A 21,954-nucleotide genomic window follows, 5' to 3' on the forward strand; every position below is an offset into this window, starting at 1 on the left:
TCCCGTTCAAAGCCGAACGCGGAGCGTCCGTTGAGGCATTCCCACGCAGAGCGTGGGAACGATCGGTCTGTGGGATCAGCGATAGCGTTGGAGGTGTTCGGTGACTTTCGCGGCCGGGACTTTTTGCAGTTTGCACAGCAGGTCGTGCGATAGCTCGCTGACGCCGTGCTTGTGCCGCAACTCATCCGCCAGATGCGCCATCAGATTGGCCGCCATCTCGGCATCGGCCATGGCCCGGTGAGCCTGCCCCGTGTGCGGCAAACGCGCAAACGTGGTCAGCGTACCGAGCTTGTGATTCGGCGCCGCCGGCATCAGCCTCCGCGCCAGCAGCAACGAACAGGCAAAGTTCTGCAACCGCGTGCGCTTGATCCGACCCAGTTCAAAGTCCCAGAACTTCTGGTCGAACGATGCGTTATGCGCTACCAGCGGCGTGCAGCCGACGAACTCGTTGACCTCGTTCATCACCTGCTCGGCCGGCGGCGCGGTGCGCAGCATGGCGTTGCTGATGCCGGTCAGTTGTTCGATGAACGCGGGGACGCGTACGCCGGCGTTCATCAGGCTCTGGTAACGCTCGACGATGCGGCCGTTTTCCAGCATGACCACGGCGATTTCCGTGGCGCGGCAGCTGCTGTTCGGCGACAGGCCGGTGGTTTCAAAGTCGATGACTGCAATGCGTTCCAAACCGGGTTCAACTCCGTTCAATTCTTGAGTAACAACGCGCCTTCGATCGGCACGTAACGGCTGGCGGCGCGGATCAGCGAGTTGGCCGTCAGGCCGGGCACGCCATAGGCGACCGCTTGCACGCCGTGTTTGCTGATGATGCGTTCGAGCAGCATGTCGAAATCGCCGTCACCGGAGGCGAGGACAATTTCGTCGACGTGGTCGGCGGCGTCCATGATGTCGAGGGTGATGCCCACGTCCCAGTCGCCCTTGGCCGAGCCGTCGCTGCGCTGGATGTAGGGTTTGAGCTTCACGGTGAAGCCCAGATTGCGCAGGATCTGCTGGAACTGCTGCTGCTTGCTGTCGCCACGGTCGATCGCGTAGGCGTAGGCCTCGACGATCTGCCCGTCCTTGCTGATGTCTGCCCACAGCGCGGCGTAGTTGAAGTGACAACCATAGGCCTGACGCACGGTGTAGTAGAGGTTCTGCACGTCGGCGAACACTGCGATTTTTTTCACCGGAGTTCCTGTGGGCGCGCAAGCGCTCGAAGCGGGATCAGGCGCCAGGCCCGAAAAAGGCGCTCAGTATGCCAGCCCGAAGGAAGGTTCCGCGAATAATCGGCCCGGAGCCCTCAGGGGCTCCGGACGAATGGTGAATCAGACGAAGGAATCGTCGTCATCAAAGAAGGAAGAATTGTCGTTACCGTAGTCCGTGTCGGTGAATCCGCCCTGGTCGTTGCCAGAGAAGCCGTTATCGGCCACACGCTGATCTTCGCCCCAGCCATTGCTGCTCTGGTCAGCGACCTGCGCCGGCTCTTCCTTGATCACTTCAACGATTTCTTCCGGCTGCTGATTGTGATGGAACAGGCTGCTGATGCCCTGCGCCAGCATCACGCCACCAGCTACACCGGCCGCAGTTTTCAAGGCGCCGCCGAGGAAGCTGCTGCCGGCCGCCGGAACGGCTTGTTGCGCATAACCAGGCGGCGCTGCGCCGAAGTTCTGTTGTGGCGCCGGGGCCGCATAATTCTGCTGCGGTGCCGGTTCGCGCCAGCCGCCAGTCGAGGCTGGGGCACTCTGGGTTGGCGCCGGACGCGGGCTGCCACCAAAAATGCTCGACAGGAAACCACCGCCGCCGCTCGGCGCCGGTGCGGCACTCTGGGCCTTCGCCGACTGCAACTCAGCCTGCAAACGCTGGACTTGCTGAGTCAGTTGTTTGTTCTGCTCGTCGAGGCTTTTGAGCGCGGCCTCTTGCACCAGAATCGCCTGGGTCATGAAATAACCTGCCGCCGGCTGGCGGGTCAGGTGTTCCTTGATCCGCGTCTCGGCCTGGGCGTCGCGCGGGGCTGCCTCCGTTTCGGCCTGCTGCAGCCGGGAAAACAGTCCATCGATCAGGGTTTGCTCTTCGCTGTTCATGGCGACCTCGTAGATTGCCGGGGATAACATTGCCCTCGTCCACGTTGGCCGAGGTGCTCTCCTGTAATGGAGACGGTGACAAAACGTTTCAATGACCTTTACCGAATGTTTACGTTTGTGTCGCGCCGGCGATCATCGGTTAAAGTGAGCCACTGTTTTCCACCTGCGATACCGACTGATGAATGCCCTCGAAGTACTGCGCGACTCTCTGTATTTTTTCAAACGCCATTTGGGCAGCATCGTGCGGTTGTGCCTGCCGCTGGTGATTTTCGAAGCGTTCTTGCAACAAGTGGTCGATCACGCCAGCGGGCCGGAAAACATCTCGGCAATCAGCATCGTCGTCGGTCTGCTGGTGTATCCGCTGTACACCGCAGCGCTGATCCTGTTCCTTGATGCGCGCAGCCGTGGCGAGGCACCGCGCAATCGTGATCTGCTGGCGATGGCCGCCACTCTGTGGCCACGCTTCGCGTTACTCACGGCGCTGAACACTTTGTTGATATTGCTGGGCCTGTCGCTGTACTTCCTGCCGGGCCTGATGCTGATGGTGATGCTCGCGTTCGGCGAATACCTGCTGGTGCTGCGCGGCATGGGCCCCTTGCAGGCAATGAAAGAAAGCCTGCGCCTGACCCGTGGGCACTTCTGGCGGATCCTGCTGTGCATTCTCTGCGTGATGACGCCACTGTGGTTGCTCAAAGGTGCGACGCTGGCGGTGTACCCCGAGCCGCAAAACCCGGTGATCGCGATACTGATCGACAGCGCTCACAGCTTCCTGCAACTGTTCACCAGTGTGGTGTTGTTCCGCCTGTTCATGCTGATCAGCGAATTGCCTGACAAACGTGACAGAGCAATCTGACAGCACTGCGCTTGGGCTTCGAGACGACCGTCAGGTATGCTCGGGGCCACTTTCTGTAACGCTATAAGCCGAGCCATGACCCGTCTACTGCGCTACACCCTGTTGCTTGTTGTGCTTGCCATCGCCCTGATCGGTGGGCTGCTGTTCAGCCTGACCTGGCGCCCCGACACTCGCGAAACCCTGCCGGTCAGTTGCACGGGGACGCCACCGACACTCGTGCCGGGCCAGGCGCTGAAAGTCATGACCTGGAACGTGCAGTACCTGGCCGGCAAGCGTTACGTGTTCTGGAATGATCTGGCCCAGGGCAACGATGAAGCGCCGACACCGGAAGACATGGCCTTCAGCCTCGACGAAGTGGCGCGAGTGATCCGCGATGAGCAGCCCGATGTGGTGCTGCTGCAGGAGCTCGATGACGGCGCCAAGGCCAGCGATTATCAGGACCAGCTCAAGCTCTTGCAGGAACGGGTCGCCGACCTGTACCCATGCAACGCCAGTGCGTTTGACTGGAAAGCCGAATTCGTCCCTGATCGACACATCTTTGGCAGCGTCGGCCGGCAACTGGCGACGTTGAGCCGCTATCGCATAGAGCACGCCGAGCGCCTGCAATTGCCAGTGGCTGCCGCCAACTTCATCAGCCGCCAGTTCCAGCCGAAAGACGCCATGCTCGCGACCAAACTGCCACTGAGCGATGGCGGGCAACTGACCGTATTCAACACGCATCTGGAACGCTCCAGCCAAGCAAATGACACCGCGCTGGCACAAGTGAGTGCCGTGGCCAAAGTGCTCGACAAGTACGAAAGCCAGGGCCTGCCGTGGTTGATCGGTGGTGATTTCAATCTGTTGCCGCTCGGCCAGTACCGCCGCCTGCCTGCCGAACAACGCACGCCCTACTCCGCCGACAGCGAGCTGCATCTGCTATGGGACAAATACCCGATGATCCCGACCAACAACGAAGCCAGCGGCATCGACCGGGCGCAATGGCTGACCCACTACCCCAACGATCCTGGCCTGAACGGCCCGGATCGCACGGTCGACTATCTGTTTTACAGCCCGAAGATCAAGCGGGTGGAAGCGATGGTGCGCCAGGACGATACCTTGCGCATCTCCGATCACTTGCCGGTGATTGCGCGCTTCCTGCTGCCGGCGGCGCTCTAGGCAGGGCCAAGGAATATCGACCCGTTGCCCGAATTGACGATATGGAATCCCATGAAAATCTTATTGGTGTGCAAGGACATTGGTGGTTACGCGTGCAAACTGGCGGACTATCTGATGATCGACAACGACGTGTGTTTTATCGATACGTCATCGATGCAGAACAGTTTTGAGCGGGCGCCGAAGATCCTGCGCCGCCCGCTGAAACGCTGGGCGCAGTTACGCCAGTTCAACAAAGCCATCGCTGCGCATGGACGTTTCGACGTCGCACTCATCATCAACCCGGCCCAGATCGATGCAAACCAGTTGGCCGCCGGACTCAAGGTCTCCGACCACAAGATCGCCTACCTCTACGACAGCTTCAGTCGCTGGCCGATGACCCGCGAAGCGCTTGCCGGTTATGACGAGGTGTTTTCCTTCGACCCGGAAAATGCCGAAAGCTACGGGCTGAAAAAACTCTACAATTTCATTTACGACGACTACATCGCGGACGGTGAGCCCGGTGAGTACTCGGCGTTTGTGGTGATGGCGGGCAAGGATCGGGTGCCGGCACTTGCCGGTCTGGCAGAGGAATTCGATCGCCTCGGGGTGACCGATTACAAGTTTCTGGTTCAGTCCAAACCGGTTCCGGGGGCGCATCCGGGTATCACCTTCTTCGAGCAGAGAATGTCACTGCAATCCGTCGGCGAGCTGGTCAAGCGCTCGCGGATCATTCTCGATATAGCCAAGCCCGGTCAGGCCGGGTTGAGCTTCCGTTTCTTCGAAGCCATGGCCTCACGGAAAAAAGTCATCACCACCAACCAGAGGGTGGTCGATTATGACTTTTACAACCCGGCGAACATTCTGGTGATCGATGAGGCCAATCCGGTGATTCCGGAACGGTTCATTACGGATCCGTATGTCGATGTGCCTGAGCACATCTACCAGAAGTACACCTTGCAGGGATGGGTCAAAACCGTCTTTTCGCGCTCATGAAATGACATCGCTGACAGCTCCACCACGAAACCCTGTGGGAGCGAGCCTGCTCGCGAAAGCGGTGTGTCAGGCACCCTATTACCGACTGACACTACGTCTTCGCGAGCAGGCTCGCTCCCACAATGGCCAGGTGATATGACCGTTGGATCAATGCACCTCTTCCAGGTCGTCATGCAGCAGCCCGAAGATCTGTCGTTTCATGTCGATGAACGAGCGGTCCATGACCATGTCCAGTGAGCGTGGACGTTCGATCGGTACGTCGAGAATCTGTTTGATCCGCCCCGGTTTGGCGCCCATCACATAGACCCGGTCGCCGAGCAGAATGGCTTCGTCGATGTCATGGGTGACGAACAACACGGTTTTCTTGCTGTTGCCCCAGACGCGCAGCAACAACTGCTGCATCTGCAAACGTGTCTGGCTGTCGAGGGCGCCGAACGGTTCGTCCATCAGCAGAATCTGCGGGTCATTGGCCAGCGCCCGGGCGATCGCCACACGCTGCATCATCCCGCCCGACAACTGCTTGGCGTAGTTGTTGGCGAACCCGGCGAGGCCGACTTCGTTGACGTAATAATCGACGATCTCCTTGCGCCGCGCCGCCGGCATGCCACGACGCTTGAGACCGAACTCGACGTTCTGGCGCACCGTCAGCCACGGGAACAGCGTGTAGCTCTGAAAGACCATGCCGCGATCCGCGCCGGGGCCCTGTACTTGCTGGCCGCCGACGTAGATATCACCGGAGGTCGGCTCAGCCAGTCCGGCGGTCAGATACAACAGACTCGACTTGCCGCAACCCGATGGCCCGACCAGCACGGCGAATTGCTGATCCGGCACCTCGAACGAGACCTCTTCCAGCGCAGTAAACGTCCCGCCGTCAGGCTTCTTGTAACGCAGGTTGACCTTGTCGACCTGCAAGCGTGACGCCGCTTGCGCCGGGGTCGCGACAGGTTCGATGAAACGATGATTGGCAGCAGTCACTGAGCCCATGCGGCAACCCTCAAACGAAGAAAACGGAACAGTTGATCGGTGACCAGACCGAGCAGGCCGATGATCGCGATGGCGAGAAAAATCACATCCACCTGAAAACCGCGCATGGCCTTCAGGCTCAGGTAACCCAAACCGCTGGAAGCGGCGACCAGTTCAGCCACCACCAGATACGTCCAGGCCCAGCCCATCGTTACCCGTAGGGTATCGAGCACGCCCGGTACCGAGGCCGGCGCGATCACATGCAACACCGCATCGCGGCGACTGGAACCCAAGGTGTAGGAGGCGTTGATCAAGTCCTTGGAAATGCCTTTGGATACATCGGCGATCATCACCAGTTGCTGAAAGAACACGCCGAAGATAATCACCGAAACCCGCTGCTCCAGACCGATGCCGATCCACAGGATGAACAGCGGCACGAATGAGGTCACCGGCAGGTAGCGAATGAAATTCACCAGCGGCTCAAGGAACGCCTGGACAATGCGGAAACTGCCCATCAGCAACCCCAACGGCACCGCCACCAGCGACGACACAATGAAGCCGACCATCACCACTTCGACACTCGCCCAGACATGCGTGCCGAGGGTGCCGTCGCGGCCCAGGCGCACGGCGGCTTCAACCACCGCGCCCGGCGTCGGCAAAAACATCCCCGGCACGACGCCGCCGTAAGACAACCCGGCCCACAGACCGACCAACAACACCCAGGCCAGAGCGCTGGCGCTCCACACCACTTGCACCGGCAAAGCGGTTTTTGGCGTAAGGCTGCGGCTCAGCCATGAATTGCGCTTGAACATGGCAAACCTCCTAGAGAGGGCTGACGAAACGGTTGTCGACCAGTTCGTCGTTGCTGACGTTGTAGGGTTTGCCCTGCAACTCGCTGGCGGTTTCGTTGGCCAGTTTGATCAGCGCTGCGCTGTCACCCGGCTTGCCCGGCGAGCCGAGAAGTTTCTCGCTCATCGCTTGATCGTAGAAACGCACGCCTTGTGCGGCGGCGGCCAGTTCCTTCGGATCGGACAGGTAGCCGCCGACGCCTTTGGCCATGATTTTGTACGCGTCTTCCGGGTGATCCTTGGTGTATTGCACGGCTTTGTACAAGCCGGCGACCAACGCCTTGACGTCTTCCGGCTGTTTTTCGATAACCGTGCAATTGAGCGCGACCACATCGACGATCACCCCGGGGGTGCTGCTGCTGTCGATCAATACTTTGCCCTGCTGCTTGTCGCGAACCATCGACAAGTGCGGCTCCCAAGTCACGGCGGCGGGTACGCGACCGGCGATGAACGCGGTGGCGGCGTCATCAGCGGTCATGTTCTGCACGGTGATGTCGCTCATCTTCATGCCGTTCTTTTTCAGCAGGTAGGAAAGCCAGAACTGCGACGTGGAGCCTTCGTTGACTGCCACGGATTTACCCTTGAGTTCTTGCAGGCTCTTCACATCCTTGCCGACCAGCACGCCGTCGCCGCCATGGCTGTCATCCAGCGCCGCGACCGCTTTGAAGCAGAACTGCGGGCGATACTTGAGCACTTCATCGATGGTCGACGCCGAGCCGGACAATTGCCCGGAGGCCTGCGCGGCCATGTACATCGACGCCTCTTCGACCACTGGCAGTTCGACGGTCAAACCGTTTTCCTTGAAGTAGCCCAGATCCTGAGCCAGATAGAGCGTGCCGTAGCCGACCCACGTGGTGTGGCCGATAGACAGGGTGCCGGCCTGGGCGCTGGTCGCGACCGTGGCCGCCAGGGCGGTGATTGCCAAAGGCTGAGTGAGACGAATACACAAGGACTTGATCATGGAGCACTCCCGACGCTGTTGATTTAGTTTTGTCATGGGCAGTACGGTCGCCGGCCGTTGTGCAGTTGCTGCCGTTGGACTCTCGCGGACGCTTGGGCGGACAACATTCGGCTGGCGGGCAAGATCGATGGTGGCCCATGTGCGCGGTGAGGAAAATCAGGAAATTGTTGGCTGCAAATGATGAAAAAACTGGGTAGTGCGCACTGCTAAAGGGCGGGGATTGCGGGGGTGCGCGAGGTGGGTGCAGATCGGGGATTTTCTGTGACCGGGAGAATGTCATCGCTGGCAAGCCCGCTCCCACAGGGATCTCGAGCGAACCCCGGATTCTGTGAACACCGCTGAAATCTGTAGGAGTGAGCCTGCTCGCGATGGCGTCAGGTCAGTCGATTACTTGGCTGCCTGACCCACCGCAATCGCGAGCAGGCTCACTCCTACAGGGGATCTTCGGTGTGACATAGATCCAGTGTGGGAGCGAGCCTGCTCGCGAAGGGGGCGACTCGGTCTCAGCGCAACTGGAACCAGGTGGTTTTCAGTTGGGTGTATTTGTCGAACGAGTGCAACGACAGATCGCGTCCAAACCCTGACTGTTTACCACCGCCAAAAGGCACCGTCACATCCAGCGCATCCACCGTATTGACCGACACCGTACCCGCGCGCAGCTGCCGCGCCACGCGGTGTGCGCGGTTGAGGTCATCGGTCCACAACGACGACGCCAGTCCATACGCACTGTCGTTGGCCAGCCGTATAGCCTCGGCTTCATTATCGAACGGCATCACCGCCAGCACCGGTCCGAATACCTCTTCGCGAAACAGCGGCATGTCGGCGGTTACACCGGTAAAAATCGTCGGCTCAATAAAATTGTCCGACCCGTTAAACCGCCGCTGCTGCCCGCCACAAACCCGCGTCGCACCGGACTGCTCGGCACTGCGAATAAAACGCATGATGCCCGCCGTCTGCTTGTGATCAACAATGGCGCCAGCACTGCTTTGCGGATCCAGCGGATCCCCCGGCAACCAACGCTCAGCCTGCGCTTTCAAGCGCTCGACAAACTCATCGTGAATCGAACGCTCCACCAGCAACCGCGAATTGGCCGAGCAGACTTCACCCTGATTGAAGAAGATCCCGAACGCGGCTTTTTCCGCTGCCAGATCGAGATCCTGACAATCGGCGAACACCAGATTGGCGCTCTTGCCGCCGCACTCCAGCCAGACCTGTTTGAGGTTCGATTGCGCGGAATACTGCATGAAATATTTGCCGACCTGAGTCGAGCCGGTGAACACCAGACAATCGACATCCGCGTGCAAACCCAACGCCTTGCCAGCCTGTTCGCCAAGCCCCGGCAACACGTTCAGCACTCCCGCCGGCAGCCCTGCTTCCAGCGCCAGATCGGCCAGACGCAATGCCGAAAACGGTGACTGCTCGGCCGGCTTGAGGATCACCGAATTACCCGCCGCCAACGCCGGCGCGAGTTTCCACGCGGCCATGTCCAACGGGAAATTCCACGGCACCACAGCGGCGACTACACCGAGTGCTTCACGGGTGATGGTCGCCAGCACATTCGGCGCACTGGGCGCGACCTGATCGTAGAGTTTGTCGATGCTTTCGGCGTACCAGCGAAACACCCCGGCAGCGCCCGGCACGTCGATGTTGTAAGCGTCCATCACCGGTTTACCCATGTTCAGCGAGTCGAGCAAGGCCAGCTCTTCGCGATGACTCATCAGCAGATCAGCCAAGCGCAGCAGCACTTGCTTGCGCTCGGCTGGAGATCGTTGCGACCACGTACCGGCCTCAAACACTTGCCGCGCATTGCGCACTGCGACATCGACATCCGCCTCGCCACACGCAGCAACATTCGCCAGACATTGCCCGGTCGCCGGGTTGATCGCGGCAAAGGTCTGCCCCGATTGCGCAGCGCAATGTTTGCCGTCGATCACGGCCTGATTGGGAAACTTCAATGCAACGGCGCGGCGCTGCCACTCTGCAAGCTCGAACACGACGGATGCTCCTGAGGCGTTATTGTGCCTCGATGGTCGCTCAGGCCCGCAGGGGCTAAAAATAGTAAAAATGTCTTCGCAGGCAATAAAAACACTGGGCAATGACTTCCCCCAAACGCTGCACAGGTGGCTATGGTTGAAGGATAAAAACATCGTCGTGCAATGGACGTGGCGGCGCACAAATTGCTTGGAAGTCGAGTCCGCTCGTCCTGAGGTTTGCCGTGGCCGCCTACAATTTGCGTCAGCTGAAATACTTCATCACCACCGTCGAGTGCGGCAGCGTTGCCGAGGCTTCGCGCAAGCTGTACATCGCGCAACCGGCGATCTCCACCGCGATCAAGGCGCTGGAAGACAGCTTCGCCGTGCAACTGCTGATCCGTCATCACGCGCAAGGGGTTTCCCTTACGCCAAGCGGTGCGCGTTTTTTGCGCAAGGCGCAGGAACTGTTGCGCATGGCCAAGGAGTTCGAGCAGAACGCCCTCGCCGACAATGATGTGGTCGCGGGGCAGATCGATATCGGTTGTTTCGAAACGGTTGCGCCGTTGTACTTGCCGCAACTGATTGCCGGGTTCTCGGCGCTGTATCCGGGGGTGAAAATCCGCATCCGCGATGGCGAGCAGCAAGAGCTGGTGCAAGGCCTGACGTCAGGCGCGTTCGACCTGGTGATTCTTTATGAACATGAACTCGACGCGACCATCCAGACCGAACCGTTGATGCCGGCTCAACGGCCCTACGCGCTGTTGCCGGCGGATCATCGTTTTGCCCAGTACAAGCAAGTGTCACTGCGCGACTTGTGTCTGGATCCGATGATCCTGCTCGATGTGCAGCCGAGCCGGACCTACTTCGTCAGCCTGTTTGAAGAGCTCGGGCTGACCCCACGCATCGAGTTCAGCTCACCATCGATTGAAATGGTGCGCGGGATGGTCGGCCAGGGTTTCGGCTTTTCGATTCTGGTGACCAAACCCCATTCGGAATGCACCTACGACGGCAAGAAAGTCGTGTGCGTGGACATCGTCGAGGACGTCACCGGTTCAGGTTTGGTGGCGGCGTGGCTCAAACGCGGGCAGTTGACCAAACCGGCGCAGTTGTTCGCCGATTATTGCCGCGAACAACTGACCGCGAAGACTCACTTTTAATCATAAAAGATCGCTGCCTTCGGCAGGTCCTACGCAAAACCTGTGGGAGCTGCCGAAGGCTGCGATCTCTTGATCTTCAGGTGCCACGCGGCTTGGCCCGTGCGGTCGCCTCGGCCACCAGCGGATCATCCGGCCAATAGTGCTTCGGATACCGCCCCTTCAAATCCTTCTTCACCTCGGCATAGGTACTGCGCCAGAAGTTGGCCAGATCCTGCGTCACCTGCACCGGGCGCCGCGCTGGCGATAGCAGATGCAATTTGACCACCTGCCGCCCACCGGCGATTCGCGGCGTATCGGCCAGCCCGAACAGCTCCTGCAAACGCACCGCGAGAATCGGTGGAAACTCGCTGTAGTCCAAACGAATCGACGACCCCGACGGCACGCTCAGATGATGCGGCGCCAACTCATCAAGCTTCTGCGGCAACGGCCACGGCAGCAGATTGCGCACGATGCTCGACAGATCGAGATTGGCAAAATGGCTGAGTCGCGAAACCTTGCCCAGATAGGGCATCAGCCAATCTTCGAGGGTGTTCAGCAACGTCGCGTCACTGACATCCGGCCACTGACTGTTTTCCTGAATGTTCAATTCCAACTGCCGCAACAACGCCACTCGCGCCTGCCACTGACGCAGTTCCGGCGTCCATGGCAGCAGCTCCAGACCTTTGCGCCGCACCAGATTGACCAGCGCCTGACTGCGCGCATTTTCGTCGAGACCGGTCAACGGCTCACGGCTGAGAATCAGCTCGCCGACCTTGCGCTGACGCTCGGCGCGCAACACGCCTTCGCGCTCGTCCCAGTCCAGTTGATCGACGTTGCGTACCTGTTCAGCGAGTACGGAATCAAACAGCGCCGGATCGAAATCCGCCGCCAGATAAATCCGCTCTTCACGCTGGCCCTGACGGCTGCCGAGATCGGCGATGACGATCCACGGCTCTTTCATCAGGCTGTCGGCTTCGGCGAACAACGCAGCGCGACCATTGGCCAGGCGATATTCGGCGCCACCGGCACGCCGCTGTTGCGCGACGCGATCCGGGTAGGCCAACGCCAGCAACGCGCCGAGCCAGCGCGGATGATCAGGATCGCTGACCGGTTCACTGGCCTTGCCGCGCAGGTAACCGCGATATTGCCGGGCGAGTTGCTTAGCCCGTTGTACGCCGCCCTGCGCACCTCGGGCGGCACGTTCTTCGCCGGAGAGCAGCACCAGACGACTGTGCAGATCCGCCCCGGCGCCACGCAAGATATCGCGTTCACCAAGCAATGCGGCGACGTCGCAGGCCATGTTGGCCAAACCCAATGCCTGACCGCGCAACAGCAAATGACCGATGCGCGGATGCGCCGGTAACTCAGCCATGGCCTGACCGTGCGTGGTCAGCGCTTCACCTTCCAGCGCGCCGAGACGCTGCAGTAAATCCTGCGCCTGTGCATAAGCCGCCGCTGGCGGAACGTCGAGCCAGACCAGTTCGCCCGGCGTGACACCCCAGCGCCCCAGTTGCAGGGCGAGGCTGGCGAGATCCGCCGAAAGAATTTCCGCACTGCCATAAGCGGCGAGCTGTTCGTGCTGATCCTGCGACCACAAGCGATAGCAAACCCCCGGTTCAAGTCGCCCCGCTCGCCCCGCACGCTGGGTGGCGCTGGCCTTGGAAATCCGCTGGGTATCAAGGCGCGTCATGCCGCTGCCGGGATCGAAACGCGGCACCCGCGCCAGCCCGGCGTCGATCACCACGCGCACGCCGTTGATGGTCAGACTGGTCTCGGCGATGTTGGTCGCCAGCACCACTTTGCGCTGACCGGCCGGCGCCGGATCGATCGCCGCACGTTGCGCATTGAGGTCGAGTTCACCGTGCAGCGGGCACAGCAGAACATCACTGCGCTCACCGATTGCGTCGACCAATTGTTGATGCACGCGACGAATTTCCGCCTGCCCCGGCAGGAACACCAACAGGCTGCCGGTTTCATCGTGCAGCGCTTCGAGTACGGTTTGCGTTACGCGTTGATCGATGTATTCGCCGGGCTGAAACGGCCGGCCCCAGCGCATCGTCACCGGATACATGCGCCCTTCGCTGCGCAGGATCGGCGCGTCGTCCAGCAACCCGGCCAGACGCTCGCCTTCGAGCGTGGCCGACATCAGCAGAATCTTCAGCGGCTGTTCAGCTCGGAACAGCTCACGACCGTTCAGACTTAAGGCCAGCGCCAGATCGGCGTCGAGGCTGCGTTCGTGGAATTCGTCGAAGATCAGCAGGCCCACGCCTTCCAGCGCCGGATCATCCTGCAAGCGCCGGGTGAGAATGCCTTCGGTGACCACTTCGATGCGTGTGTTGGGGCCGACCTTGCTGTCGAGACGAATGCGATAACCAACGGTTTCACCGACCTTCTCGCCCAGCTCACTGGCCAATCGTTCTGCGGCTGCACGCGCGGCGAGACGGCGCGGCTCAAGCATCAGAATGGTCTGCCCGGCCAGCCACGCTTCATTGAGCAAAGCCAAGGGCACGCGGGTGGTTTTACCGGCGCCGGGCGGTGCTTCGAGCACGGCTTCGTGGCGCGTCGCCAAGGCTTCACGCAGGGCGGGTAAAACTTCATCGATTGGCAAAGAATTCATGCTGGCTCCTCAGGGCGTGCCCACAGTAAATTGCGAGTCGCGTTAAAGCTGTGAGCGTGCCAGGCAAGGCGCGGGACGCAGGTAAGGGTCGTTTCCTTGCCAAGTCCCGCAACGCAGCATGGCGCGCTCACAGCTTTAGCCCGGAGGGCCGAACCCCGACAGGATTCATCAGCCTTCACGCGGTGTCGATCTGGAGAAAACAACTTCAATCCTCAACATATTTCGGTAGGGGTGAGACGAGGCCGCAATTTACTGTGGGCATGCCCTGCCAGGCCCGAGTATAACGGCGAACTGGCGGGCGTTCGTCAGGGTCTTAACTTCACACGACGACGCTTCGTTCTTAGATCAATCAGGAGATTTTCCCATGCGCTTACCTTTTCGCCTGATCGGCGGTGTACTGGTCGCCACCCTGCTCACGCAAATCACCGCGTGCGGTTCGATTTTCTACCCGGACCGGCGCGGTCAGATCGACGGCAAGATCGACCCGGCGATTGCCGTGCTCGACGCCGTGGGCCTGCTGTTCTACGTCATTCCCGGGCTGATCGCGTTTGCCGTCGACTTCGCCACCGGCGCGATCTATTTCGAACCGGGTCACACCGCGCAGATCGATCCGGCCAAACTCAAACAAGCCATCGGTCCGGACGGTCAGGTCGATAATCACAAGCTGCAGGCTATTCTCGAAAGTGAACTTGGACGGGACTTTCCATTGGATGATCCACGCCTGATTCAACACAAGGGCAGCACTCAACAACTGGCGATGTTCGGCCTGCAACCCGCCGCTTAAAAAGGAAGTTAAATGACATCCAGCCCCGAACACGCCCGCCTGCTACGGCTGGCGACCCGCGCCTCGGTGGCGGTCGCGTGCACGCTGATCGTCGCCAAAGCCATCGCCTGGTGGCTCAGCGGATCGGTGAGCATGCTCGCCGGCCTCACCGACTCGGCGCTGGATGGCGTCACTTCGATGCTCAATCTGCTGGCGGTGCATTACGCGCTGCGCCCGGCCGATGACGATCACCGTTATGGCCACGGCAAGGCGGAATCGCTGGCGGGCATGGCGCAGGCCTTGTTCATTGGCGGCAGTGCGGTATTGATCGCGTTTCAGGCGTTCGAACGGTTGAAGACGCCAGAGCCGATCGGCGCACCGTGGCTGAGCATCGGTGTGATTGTGTTTTCGTTGCTGCTGACGGCGGCGCTGCTGGTGTTGCAGCATCGGGTGATCAAGCAGACCGGCTCCAACGCCGTGCGCGCGGACTCGCTGCACTATCGCTCGGACATGTTGCTCAACGGCAGCATTCTGCTTGCGCTGATTTTGGCCGGGTTTGGTTTTGAGCAACTGGATGCGTGGTTCGGTCTGGGCATTGCTGCGTACATTTTGTGGAGCGCAATCCAGATCGCCCGGGAAAGTTTTTCGGTGCTGATGGATGAAGAGCTGCCGATGAATGTCAGTCAGCACATGCTCGAACTGGCCTGCAGTGTGCCGGGCGTGTTGGGCGCGCATGACTTGCGCACGCGGATCTCCGGCAACCACTGGTTCGTGCAGTTGCACCTGGAATTGCCGGGGGAATTGACCTTGTCAGTGGCACACGGCATCAGCGATCAAGCCGCCGATGCCATTCACAAAGCCTACCCGCGAGCCGAAGTGCTGGTGCACGCCGATCCGATAAAAGCAGCTACAAGCCGCGAGCCGCAAGCTTCAAGCTTGTAGCTCGAAACTTGCAACTCGTAGCTGCTCTTACTGGACCTGATAACCGCGACTGCTCAGGCAATTGCCCTGAGCCTGTCGATAGGCCTGAACCACTTCGGGCGCGGGTTGATAGGTCGCGGTGCGCGGGTCAAAACCGCTTTGCTGCACAGCGTACTGGTAGCACTGATAACCGTCCTGCTGCACCTGCTCCGGCGACTGACCGTTGGCTGGATACGCTTCGACGTCATAGCCTTGGGATTGCGGCTGCGGCTGTTGCTGCACCGGCGGCTCGACCACCACGTAATCTTGCGTCGCTTCCTGATACGCGTAGTAGGAACCGGCGGCGAGGAACAGCAGCGAACCACCGATCCACACTTCACGGGCGTAATCCGGCAGATACTGAATGCGGATCCCGCGCGGCGGTTGCACGACGATGTAGCGCGGGCCTTGTGGGCGATACCAGTAACCGCCGGAAAAGAAGTAATCCTGCCCGCGATACGGCACGCGGTAATCGCGATCCGGGAAACGGTCGATCACATGCCCCGGCCGATATTGCGGACCCGGGCCCCAACCGTTGCCGTGTCCGTCGGGACGTCCCGGCCAGCGATTGTCGTTGGGCCGGTTGCCGGTCTGCCATTGCTGGTTGTGGTAACCGTTCTGCGGACGCTCATCGCGGTAGTAACCCTGACGCGGCTCCTGGGTCTGACGCTCAGTGTCGGGCCGCGACTGGATCGGCAGGCTATTGGCCGGCAGTTGTGGCGGCGGTGGTGGCTGGCGCACCGGGTTGGGATTGTAGGCCGGGCGGTTCTGGTCGTGGTTCTGCCACTGGCCATTGTTGTTGTGCTGCTGCTGGCCGTTGTGCTCAAACTGGCGGCTGTTGTCGCCACGAATGATCTCGTTGTTCTGCGGACGCGGCTGATTCTGTTGCGGCTGACTCTGCGATGGATTGTTCTGCGGGCGCGGCTGATTGTTGCCGCCATGGCCCTGATTGTTGCCTTGATGATCCTGGCCGTGGCCGCCGCCATCCGGGCCGCGATTCTGTGGTTCATCGGCAAGCGCTTGCACACTGACACTCACACACAGCAAACCAACACCAGCCAGACGCCAGATGCGCGAATTCATGCTTTTTCTCACTGCGGGGCCTGCAAATGTAAGAGGACTTGTCACTAAGACCGGGAATACACACGCCCGGTTCTGCAACAGGTTATCAGTCGCGCAACTTATTTATTGAGCGCTAGGGCATGAAATCGCAGGCAAGAAAAAAGGGAGACCCGTCGGCCTCCCTTCTAGAGAACTTCGTCCTGGCTCGACGCTTTTGACGTCGGCTCACCTCACGCCGTCTTCTGGACAGTGTGCAGCTCGGGGGCCGGCACAACCCCGGTGGGGGTGGCGGCCGCGGCAGGCCGGATAGGGCGGGCCGCGTGGACTGTGTTACCGAGCAGTGATTCTGGTGATAAGAATAGGCCTGAGACCGCGACAGAGGATTGCGAAGATTGCTGAAATAAACACCACTTGCGCAATTTTTAACCCTGGATAGATAATCCGCCGCAATAGTTACAACCAAGGACAGATTGATGAGCAAACTCGACCGTTACGACCTGAGCATTTTGGCGGAATTGCAGCGCGACGCCCGCATCTCCAACCAGGAACTGGCCGAGCGCATCGGTCTGTCGCCCTCCCCTTGCTCGCGTCGGGTCAAGCAACTGGAAGACGATGGCTATATTTCGCGTCAGGTGGCGTTGCTTGATCGCAAGATGCTTGGGCTGAGCCTGACGGCGTATGTGCTGATCGGCATGGATCGGCATACGCCGGAGCGTTTCGAGAATTTCGAGGCGGCGATTCGGACGTTGCCGCAAGTGTTGGAGTGCAGCCTGGTGACGGGGGTGGATGCCGATTACCAGTTGAAGGTGGTGGTGCCGGATATGGATCACTATCAGAAGCTGTTGCTGGGGCATTTGACCCGGATCGAAGGGGTGACCAGCGTTCGGTCGAGTTTTGTGCTGAATCAGGTGCTCAACAGCACTGAACTGCCCTTGACCCACCTGCGCAACTGATCAAAAGCCCCTCACCCCAGCCCTCTCCCAAAGGGAGAGGGGGCCGACCGTGAGATGCTGAGGAAGTACGCCGACCTGAGGGTTCTGCTGTGAATCCATAATCGACTCGATCTTTCAGGTCGATGTATGACGCCAGACACCTCGGTCAGTCCCCTCTCCTCACGGAGAGAAAAGGGGCCGACCGTGAGATGCTGAAGAAGTACGCCGACCTGAGCGTTCTGCTGTGAATCCATAATCGACTCGATCTTTCAGGTCGATGTATGACGCCAGACACCTCGGTCAGTCCCCTCTCCCTACGGGAGAGGGCTAGGGTGAGGGCAAAGGCTTCGGATCAGACCCAGATCAATGCCACCCCACACACCTTGGCGTATACTCGCCGCGCCCTTTTAGCCCCATGCGCGCCGGAGAAACCCAATGGATCCAGCATTATTAGAAGAGTGGATGATGACCGGTCTGGTCAGCATCCTGATCATTTTCATGGGTTTCATCGTCTGGGATCTGGCGAAGAAGTCCAAGGCCGGGCGCTTTGGCTCGTTCATTCTGTTTTTCGTGCTAGGCCTGGGCGTGGCCGCGTTCATCATCAAGAGTGTGGTGATCGGCCTGATCGAATCCGGCGCTTTATAAGCGCGCCGACACTTCCTTCCACTGGCCCTGATCGAGGCCTTCGATCGTCCAGTCGCCAATCCTGACCCGCACCAGCCGCAACGTCGGCAGACCGACCGCCGCGGTCATGCGCCGCACCTGACGGTTGCGCCCTTCGCGAATCACCAGTTCCAGCCACGAAGTCGGTATGGTCGCGCGAAAACGCACCGGCGGATTGCGCGGCCACAACTCAGGCTCATCCAGTTGTCGCGCTTCGGCGGGCAAGGTCATGCCGTCATTCAGCTCAACGCCGTCACGCAAACGCTGCAGCTGTTCGGCCGTCGGCACACCTTCAACCTGCACCCAATAGGTCTTCGCCAATTTGTGTTTCGGATCGGCGATGCGCGCCTGCAACTGCCCGTCGTTGGTCAGCAGCAACAAGCCTTCACTGTCACGATCCAGGCGTCCGGCCGGATATATGCCGGGCACATCAATGTAATCCTTGAGCGTCGCCCGCCCTTCGCCGTCGCTGAACTGCGTCAGCACATCGAACGGCTTATTGAACAGGACCAGTTTCGGCTCGGCCGGGGGTGCCTTGGCAACACGGCGCGGGGAAGCAGACTGAGGCTTCGCGCCAGGGCGGCGGGAAGGTGGACGCGGGGGACGGGACATGGCGAAAAGAACATCTAACGGTCAGGGCTGCCAATGCTAGTAGCCTGACCGTTAAATGACCATCAACAAATCAGCGGAACGGCGGCTCGTCGAAGCTGCGCAGTTTGCGCGAGTGCAGCGAGTTGAGTTCGGTGCGCAGCAAGTCCACCGCCTCGATACCGATCTTCAAGTGCTGGCTGACCGCGCGCTCATAGAACGCGTTGGCCGACCCCGGCAGTTTGATTTCACTGTGCAGCGGTTTGTCCGAGACACACAGCAACGTGCCGTACGGCACCCGCAGGCGATAACCCTGCGCGGCAATCGTGCCGCTTTCCATGTCCACCGCGACCGCGCGGGACAGGTTGATCAACGGACGTTCCTGGGCCCAACGCAACTCCCAGTTACGGTCGTCGTAGGTCAGCACGGTGCCGGTACGCAGGCGTTTTTTCAGGTCGTCGCCCTTCTCGCCAGTGACATTCGCCGCTGCTTGCTGCAGCGCCATTTGCACTTCGGCCAGGGCCGGGATCGGAATGTTCGGCGGCACCACGCGGTCGAGAATGCCGTCGCGACGCATGTAAGCGTGAGCCAGCACGTAGTCGCCAATGGTCTGCGACTGACGCAAACCGCCGCAGTGACCGATCATCAGCCAGCAATGCGGACGCAACACCGCCAGGTGGTCGGTGATGTTCTTGGCGTTGGACGGACCAACACCGATGTTGACCAGCGTCACGCCGTGGCCATCGCTGGCGATCAGGTGATAGGCCGGCATCTGGTAACGGTGCCAGACCACACCGGCAGCAATCGCCGACGCTTCGCCGTGATCCATGCCCTTCTCGATGATCACGTTGCCCGGCAAGACCATGCGCACAAAACGCGGGTCGCGGCGCAACTGCTCCAGACCATGGACGATGAACTGATCGACGTAGCGGTGATAGTTGGTCAGCAGAATCCACGGCTGCACATGACGCCAGTCGCTGCCGGTGTAGTGCACCAGACGGCGCAGCGAGAAATCCACGCGCGCGGCGTCGAACAGCGCCAGCGGCAGCGGATCAGTGTTTTCCCAGTCATAGAGGCCGTCGGCGATGCCATCGGTGGCGGCGGACAGGTCGGTGCTCGGAAACACCCGCGCCAGCACAGCAGCGGTGACGCCGGAGCCGGCGAGTTCATCGCCCTGCTCGACCACGTACGGATACGGAATGTTCTGCTGGCTGACACCGACTTCCACGGTCACGGTGAAGTCGTGCATCAACGGCACAAGTTGTTCGAGCAGGTATTTGCGGAACGCCGCCGGGTGGGTGACGGTGACGCTGTAAGTGCCCGGCAGTTGCACCTTGGCGTAAGCGCGAGTGGTCTGCGGGACTTCGCCCTGGCAGTGATAGGTCAGACGCAGTTCGGGATAACGAAACAGAGCACGCTGCGCAGCGTCGGGTTCGACGCGATCCTTGAGGTAACGCTTGAGCGCCGAGTTCAGCGCAGTGGTGGCCCGCTCATGCAGCTCGGCCAGACGATCCACGGCTTGTTCGGCGGTTTGAACGACAATAAACGCTTCGGTCACGATCAGCTTCCTGTGTTCTGACTTGCAGAGCTTCATCTTGCCTGCATCGTGGCGTCACGGGAACAGTGGCGTTGTGGGTGTACCCAAATCTCCCCATCAACGGATATCCCATGTGGGAGCGAGCCTGCTCGCGATAGCGGTCTATCCGTCGACATTTGCATTGACTGATACACCGCTATCGCGAGCAGGCTCACTCCTACAGGGGATGTGTGGTGGGTCAGAGAATCTGTGGGGTTGCGCGGGCGACGATGGCTTCGACGTCCAGCCCACGCGGCAAGGCGCCGTAAACCCGGCCACCACCGCTCAGGCGGCTGGCAATGAAGGCATCACTGACCGCCGAGTTACCGGCCTCAAGCAACAGTTTGGCCTGCAAACCAAGCGCGATATCTTCAGTCAGTTGCCGCGCCCGATACTGAATATCGCTCGTATCCTTGAACTGCGCCTGCAATTGCTGAATATGCGCGGCCAGCCGTTTGTCACCATGCCCATCGCCCAACTCGCTGAACAACACATCCAGCACACCCGGCTCTTTCGACAAGGCTCGCAGCACGTCGAGGCACTGCACATTGCCCGAGCCTTCCCACGTCGAATTCACCGGCGCCTCGCGGTACAGACGCGGCAGAATGCTCTCTTCGACATACCCGGCACCGCCCATGCACTCCGCTGCTTCGTTGATCATCCCCGGCGCGCGTTTGCAGATCCAGTACTTGCCCACCGCCGTCACCAGCCGCGCAAATTGCGCTTCGTGGCGATCGTCCAGATGATCCAGCGCCTTGCCCATGCGCAAGCTCAGCGCCAGCGCGGCTTCGCTTTCCAGGGCCAGATCAGCCAAGACGTTCTGCATCAATGGCTGTTCGCTGAGCAGTTTGCCGCCGACCTTGCGGTGCGCGCAGTGATGGCTGGCCTGGGTCAGCGCCTGGCGCATCAGCGAACTGGAACCGACCATGCAATCGAATCGGGTCATCGCCACCATCTCGATGATGGTTGGCACGCCGCGCCCTTCCTCACCGACCATCCACGCCAGCGCGCCACGAAACTCCACTTCACTGGAGGCGTTGGACTGGTTGCCGAGTTTGTTTTTCAGACGCTGGATATAGAACTGATTGCCCGTGTCGTCCGGACGATGGCGAGGGAGCAGGAAGCAGCTCAAACCCTTGTCGGTCTGCGCCAGCGTCAGGAAGGCATCGCACATCGGCGCCGAGCAGAACCACTTGTGCCCGACCAGTTCATAGGCCTGACCCGGACCACTGGCGCCGACCGGATACGCCTTGGTGGTGTTGGCGCGCACGTCGGTGCCGCCCTGTTTCTCGGTCATGGCCATGCCGATGGTCACGCCGGCCTTGTGCGCGATGCCGACGTTGCGCGGATCGTATTCCGTGGCGAGGACTTTCGGCAGCCATTGCTCAGCCAGATTCGGTTGCAAACGCAGGGCCGGCACGCTGGCGAAGGTCATGGTCAACGGGCAACCGCTGCCGGCCTCGGCCTGGCTGTGCAGATAAGTCATCGAGGCGCGGGCGACATGGGCGCCATCCTGCGGGTGCGCCCATGGCAATGAGGTCAAACCGTGCTCGATCGCCGTGCGCATCAGCTCGTGATAGGCAGGATGAAATTCCACCAGATCGATGCGATGGCCGTAGCGGTCATGGCTGGCGAACACGGGTTTGTTCTGATTGGCAAGGAAACCGGCTTGCATCAACGGCCCGCCGGCGAGCGCGCCGTAAGCATCGATCCGCGACTCGGCCCAACCAGCACCAAAGCGCCGCGACCACTCCTGCAACGGCAGGTCGATGCGGTACAGATTGATGCCGTCCAACGACGGTGGCTGGTTGGTGACTTCGTGAGTTTCGGCGAACTGATGCAGGTTCATGTCGGGGCTCC

At 60.5% G+C, this 21,954-nt stretch carries 20 protein-coding genes; 8 read left to right on the top strand and 12 right to left on the bottom strand.

The genetic code is table 11. From position 1 onward, the window contains the following. Positions 1-75: 75 nt before the first annotated feature. From AB4N44_RS13370 to AB4N44_RS13380, 3 genes are all read right to left on the bottom strand, one after another. The gene (locus AB4N44_RS13370) at positions 76-681 is read right to left on the bottom strand and encodes a 3'-5' exonuclease (RefSeq protein ID WP_150776461.1); all 606 of its coding nucleotides are present in this window, start codon (positions 679-681) and stop codon (positions 76-78) included. Positions 682-698: 17 nt separating this feature from the next. Continuing rightward, positions 699-1,178: a LabA-like NYN domain-containing protein gene (locus AB4N44_RS13375; protein ID WP_007949802.1), complete on the bottom strand. Its 480-nt coding sequence runs from the start codon at positions 1,176-1,178 to the stop codon at positions 699-701. A 138-nt stretch (positions 1,179-1,316) separates the two neighbouring features. Further along, entirely contained in the window at positions 1,317-2,072 is a 756-nt protein-coding gene (locus AB4N44_RS13380; protein WP_150751791.1) for a DUF2076 domain-containing protein, read from the bottom strand. 178 nt (positions 2,073-2,250) lie between these two features. Between AB4N44_RS13380 and AB4N44_RS13385 the strand changes: the two genes are divergently transcribed. The 3 genes from AB4N44_RS13385 (at position 2,251) to AB4N44_RS13395 (ending at position 5,052) form a co-directional block, all read left to right on the top strand. Further along, on the top strand, positions 2,251-2,925 hold the full coding sequence (locus AB4N44_RS13385) for a YciC family protein (RefSeq protein WP_311883536.1): 675 nt from the start codon (positions 2,251-2,253) through the stop codon (positions 2,923-2,925). A gap of 75 nt (positions 2,926-3,000) precedes the next feature. Continuing rightward, positions 3,001-4,080 carry an endonuclease/exonuclease/phosphatase family protein gene (locus AB4N44_RS13390; RefSeq protein WP_127929881.1) on the top strand — a complete coding sequence of 360 codons (1,080 nt, stop codon included), beginning with the start codon at positions 3,001-3,003 and terminating at the stop codon, positions 4,078-4,080. Positions 4,081-4,131: 51 nt separating this feature from the next. Then, on the top strand, positions 4,132-5,052 hold the full coding sequence (locus tag AB4N44_RS13395) for a hypothetical protein (protein WP_460108721.1): 921 nt from the start codon (positions 4,132-4,134) through the stop codon (positions 5,050-5,052). 147 nt (positions 5,053-5,199) lie between these two features. On the opposite strand, the gene AB4N44_RS13400 is transcribed toward AB4N44_RS13395, so the two are convergent. The 4 genes from AB4N44_RS13400 to AB4N44_RS13415 form a co-directional block, all read right to left on the bottom strand. Then, positions 5,200-6,036 (bottom strand): ABC transporter ATP-binding protein, encoded by an 837-nt coding sequence (locus AB4N44_RS13400; RefSeq protein WP_127929883.1) that lies wholly within the window; start codon positions 6,034-6,036, stop codon positions 5,200-5,202. Further along, positions 6,024-6,827 carry an ABC transporter permease gene (locus AB4N44_RS13405; protein ID WP_127929884.1) on the bottom strand — a complete coding sequence of 268 codons (804 nt, stop codon included), beginning with the start codon at positions 6,825-6,827 and terminating at the stop codon, positions 6,024-6,026. Before AB4N44_RS13405 ends, AB4N44_RS13400 begins: the two co-directional genes overlap by 13 nt. A 10-nt stretch (positions 6,828-6,837) precedes the next feature. Beyond that, complete coding sequence (locus AB4N44_RS13410; protein ID WP_127929885.1) at positions 6,838-7,824, bottom strand: ABC transporter substrate-binding protein; 987 nt, start codon at positions 7,822-7,824, stop codon at positions 6,838-6,840. Positions 7,825-8,327: 503 nt separating this feature from the next. Beyond that, a complete protein-coding gene (locus AB4N44_RS13415) occupies positions 8,328-9,818 on the bottom strand; it encodes an aldehyde dehydrogenase (RefSeq protein WP_460108718.1) in 1,491 nt (496 codons plus the stop codon). 221 nt (positions 9,819-10,039) lie between these two features. Between AB4N44_RS13415 and AB4N44_RS13420 the strand changes: the two genes are divergently transcribed. Next, positions 10,040-10,954, top strand: a complete 915-nt coding sequence (locus tag AB4N44_RS13420) for a LysR substrate-binding domain-containing protein (protein ID WP_127929887.1) — start codon at positions 10,040-10,042, stop codon at positions 10,952-10,954. Between the two features lie 76 nt (positions 10,955-11,030). Here AB4N44_RS13420 and hrpB read toward each other — a convergent pair whose 3' ends face one another. Further along, entirely contained in the window at positions 11,031-13,550 is a 2,520-nt protein-coding gene (gene hrpB / locus AB4N44_RS13425) for an ATP-dependent helicase HrpB (protein ID WP_127929888.1), read from the bottom strand. Between the two features lie 364 nt (positions 13,551-13,914). On the opposite strand from hrpB, the gene AB4N44_RS13430 reads away from it, so the two are divergent. Beyond that, entirely contained in the window at positions 13,915-14,334 is a 420-nt protein-coding gene (locus AB4N44_RS13430) for a hypothetical protein (protein ID WP_007909665.1), read from the top strand. Positions 14,335-14,346: 12 nt separating this feature from the next. After that, entirely contained in the window at positions 14,347-15,255 is a 909-nt protein-coding gene (locus AB4N44_RS13435) for a cation diffusion facilitator family transporter (RefSeq protein ID WP_460108715.1), read from the top strand. A 27-nt stretch (positions 15,256-15,282) separates the two neighbouring features. Here the strand turns inward: AB4N44_RS13435 and AB4N44_RS13440 are convergent, their stop codons facing one another. Beyond that, on the bottom strand, positions 15,283-16,356 hold the full coding sequence (locus AB4N44_RS13440) for a DUF6515 family protein (RefSeq protein ID WP_460108714.1): 1,074 nt from the start codon (positions 16,354-16,356) through the stop codon (positions 15,283-15,285). 452 nt (positions 16,357-16,808) lie between these two features. Here AB4N44_RS13440 and AB4N44_RS13445 point away from each other — a divergent pair, with 452 nt between their 5' ends. Both AB4N44_RS13445 and AB4N44_RS13450 read left to right on the top strand, forming a co-directional pair. Further along, complete coding sequence (locus AB4N44_RS13445) at positions 16,809-17,288, top strand: Lrp/AsnC family transcriptional regulator (RefSeq protein WP_008081091.1); 480 nt, start codon at positions 16,809-16,811, stop codon at positions 17,286-17,288. A gap of 414 nt (positions 17,289-17,702) precedes the next feature. Next, the gene (locus AB4N44_RS13450) at positions 17,703-17,912 is read left to right on the top strand and encodes a DUF2788 domain-containing protein (RefSeq protein ID WP_007909655.1); all 210 of its coding nucleotides are present in this window, start codon (positions 17,703-17,705) and stop codon (positions 17,910-17,912) included. Here AB4N44_RS13450 and AB4N44_RS13455 read toward each other — a convergent pair. From AB4N44_RS13455 to AB4N44_RS13465, 3 genes are all read right to left on the bottom strand, one after another. Beyond that, a complete protein-coding gene (locus AB4N44_RS13455) occupies positions 17,907-18,542 on the bottom strand; it encodes a pseudouridine synthase (RefSeq protein WP_455807161.1) in 636 nt (211 codons plus the stop codon). The two genes, AB4N44_RS13450 and AB4N44_RS13455, sit on opposite strands and share 6 nt — an antisense overlap. Positions 18,543-18,612: 70 nt before the next feature. After that, positions 18,613-20,112, bottom strand: coding sequence for an AMP nucleosidase (gene amn / locus AB4N44_RS13460; RefSeq protein ID WP_016986142.1), 1,500 nt, complete (start codon positions 20,110-20,112; stop codon positions 18,613-18,615). A gap of 181 nt (positions 20,113-20,293) precedes the next feature. Further along, positions 20,294-21,943: an acyl-CoA dehydrogenase family protein gene (locus AB4N44_RS13465; RefSeq protein ID WP_460108713.1), complete on the bottom strand. Its 1,650-nt coding sequence runs from the start codon at positions 21,941-21,943 to the stop codon at positions 20,294-20,296. Positions 21,944-21,954: the final 11 nt, after the last annotated feature.

This window comes from Pseudomonas sp. S3_C06 (assembly GCF_054667675.1).

Bases quoted from the DNA above. Each gene is read 5' to 3' on its own strand.
- AB4N44_RS13380 (WP_150751791.1), bottom strand. From the start codon at position 2,072: ATGAACAGCGAAGAGCAAACCCTGATCGATGGACTGTTTTCCCGGCTG.
- AB4N44_RS13385 (WP_311883536.1), top strand. From the start codon at position 2,251: ATGAATGCCCTCGAAGTACTGCGCGACTCTCTGTATTTTTTCAAACGC.
- AB4N44_RS13390 (WP_127929881.1), top strand. From the start codon at position 3,001: ATGACCCGTCTACTGCGCTACACCCTGTTGCTTGTTGTGCTTGCCATC.
- AB4N44_RS13395 (WP_460108721.1), top strand. From the start codon at position 4,132: ATGAAAATCTTATTGGTGTGCAAGGACATTGGTGGTTACGCGTGCAAA.
- AB4N44_RS13400 (WP_127929883.1), bottom strand. From the start codon at position 6,036: ATGGGCTCAGTGACTGCTGCCAATCATCGTTTCATCGAACCTGTCGCG.
- AB4N44_RS13405 (WP_127929884.1), bottom strand. From the start codon at position 6,827: ATGTTCAAGCGCAATTCATGGCTGAGCCGCAGCCTTACGCCAAAAACC.
- AB4N44_RS13410 (WP_127929885.1), bottom strand. From the start codon at position 7,824: ATGATCAAGTCCTTGTGTATTCGTCTCACTCAGCCTTTGGCAATCACC.
- hrpB (WP_127929888.1), bottom strand. From the start codon at position 13,550: ATGAATTCTTTGCCAATCGATGAAGTTTTACCCGCCCTGCGTGAAGCC.
- AB4N44_RS13430 (WP_007909665.1), top strand. From the start codon at position 13,915: ATGCGCTTACCTTTTCGCCTGATCGGCGGTGTACTGGTCGCCACCCTG.
- AB4N44_RS13435 (WP_460108715.1), top strand. From the start codon at position 14,347: ATGACATCCAGCCCCGAACACGCCCGCCTGCTACGGCTGGCGACCCGC.
- AB4N44_RS13440 (WP_460108714.1), bottom strand. From the start codon at position 16,356: ATGAATTCGCGCATCTGGCGTCTGGCTGGTGTTGGTTTGCTGTGTGTG.
- AB4N44_RS13445 (WP_008081091.1), top strand. From the start codon at position 16,809: ATGAGCAAACTCGACCGTTACGACCTGAGCATTTTGGCGGAATTGCAG.
- AB4N44_RS13450 (WP_007909655.1), top strand. From the start codon at position 17,703: ATGGATCCAGCATTATTAGAAGAGTGGATGATGACCGGTCTGGTCAGC.
- AB4N44_RS13455 (WP_455807161.1), bottom strand. From the start codon at position 18,542: ATGTCCCGTCCCCCGCGTCCACCTTCCCGCCGCCCTGGCGCGAAGCCT.
- amn (WP_016986142.1), bottom strand. From the start codon at position 20,112: ATGAAGCTCTGCAAGTCAGAACACAGGAAGCTGATCGTGACCGAAGCG.
- AB4N44_RS13465 (WP_460108713.1), bottom strand. From the start codon at position 21,943: ATGAACCTGCATCAGTTCGCCGAAACTCACGAAGTCACCAACCAGCCA.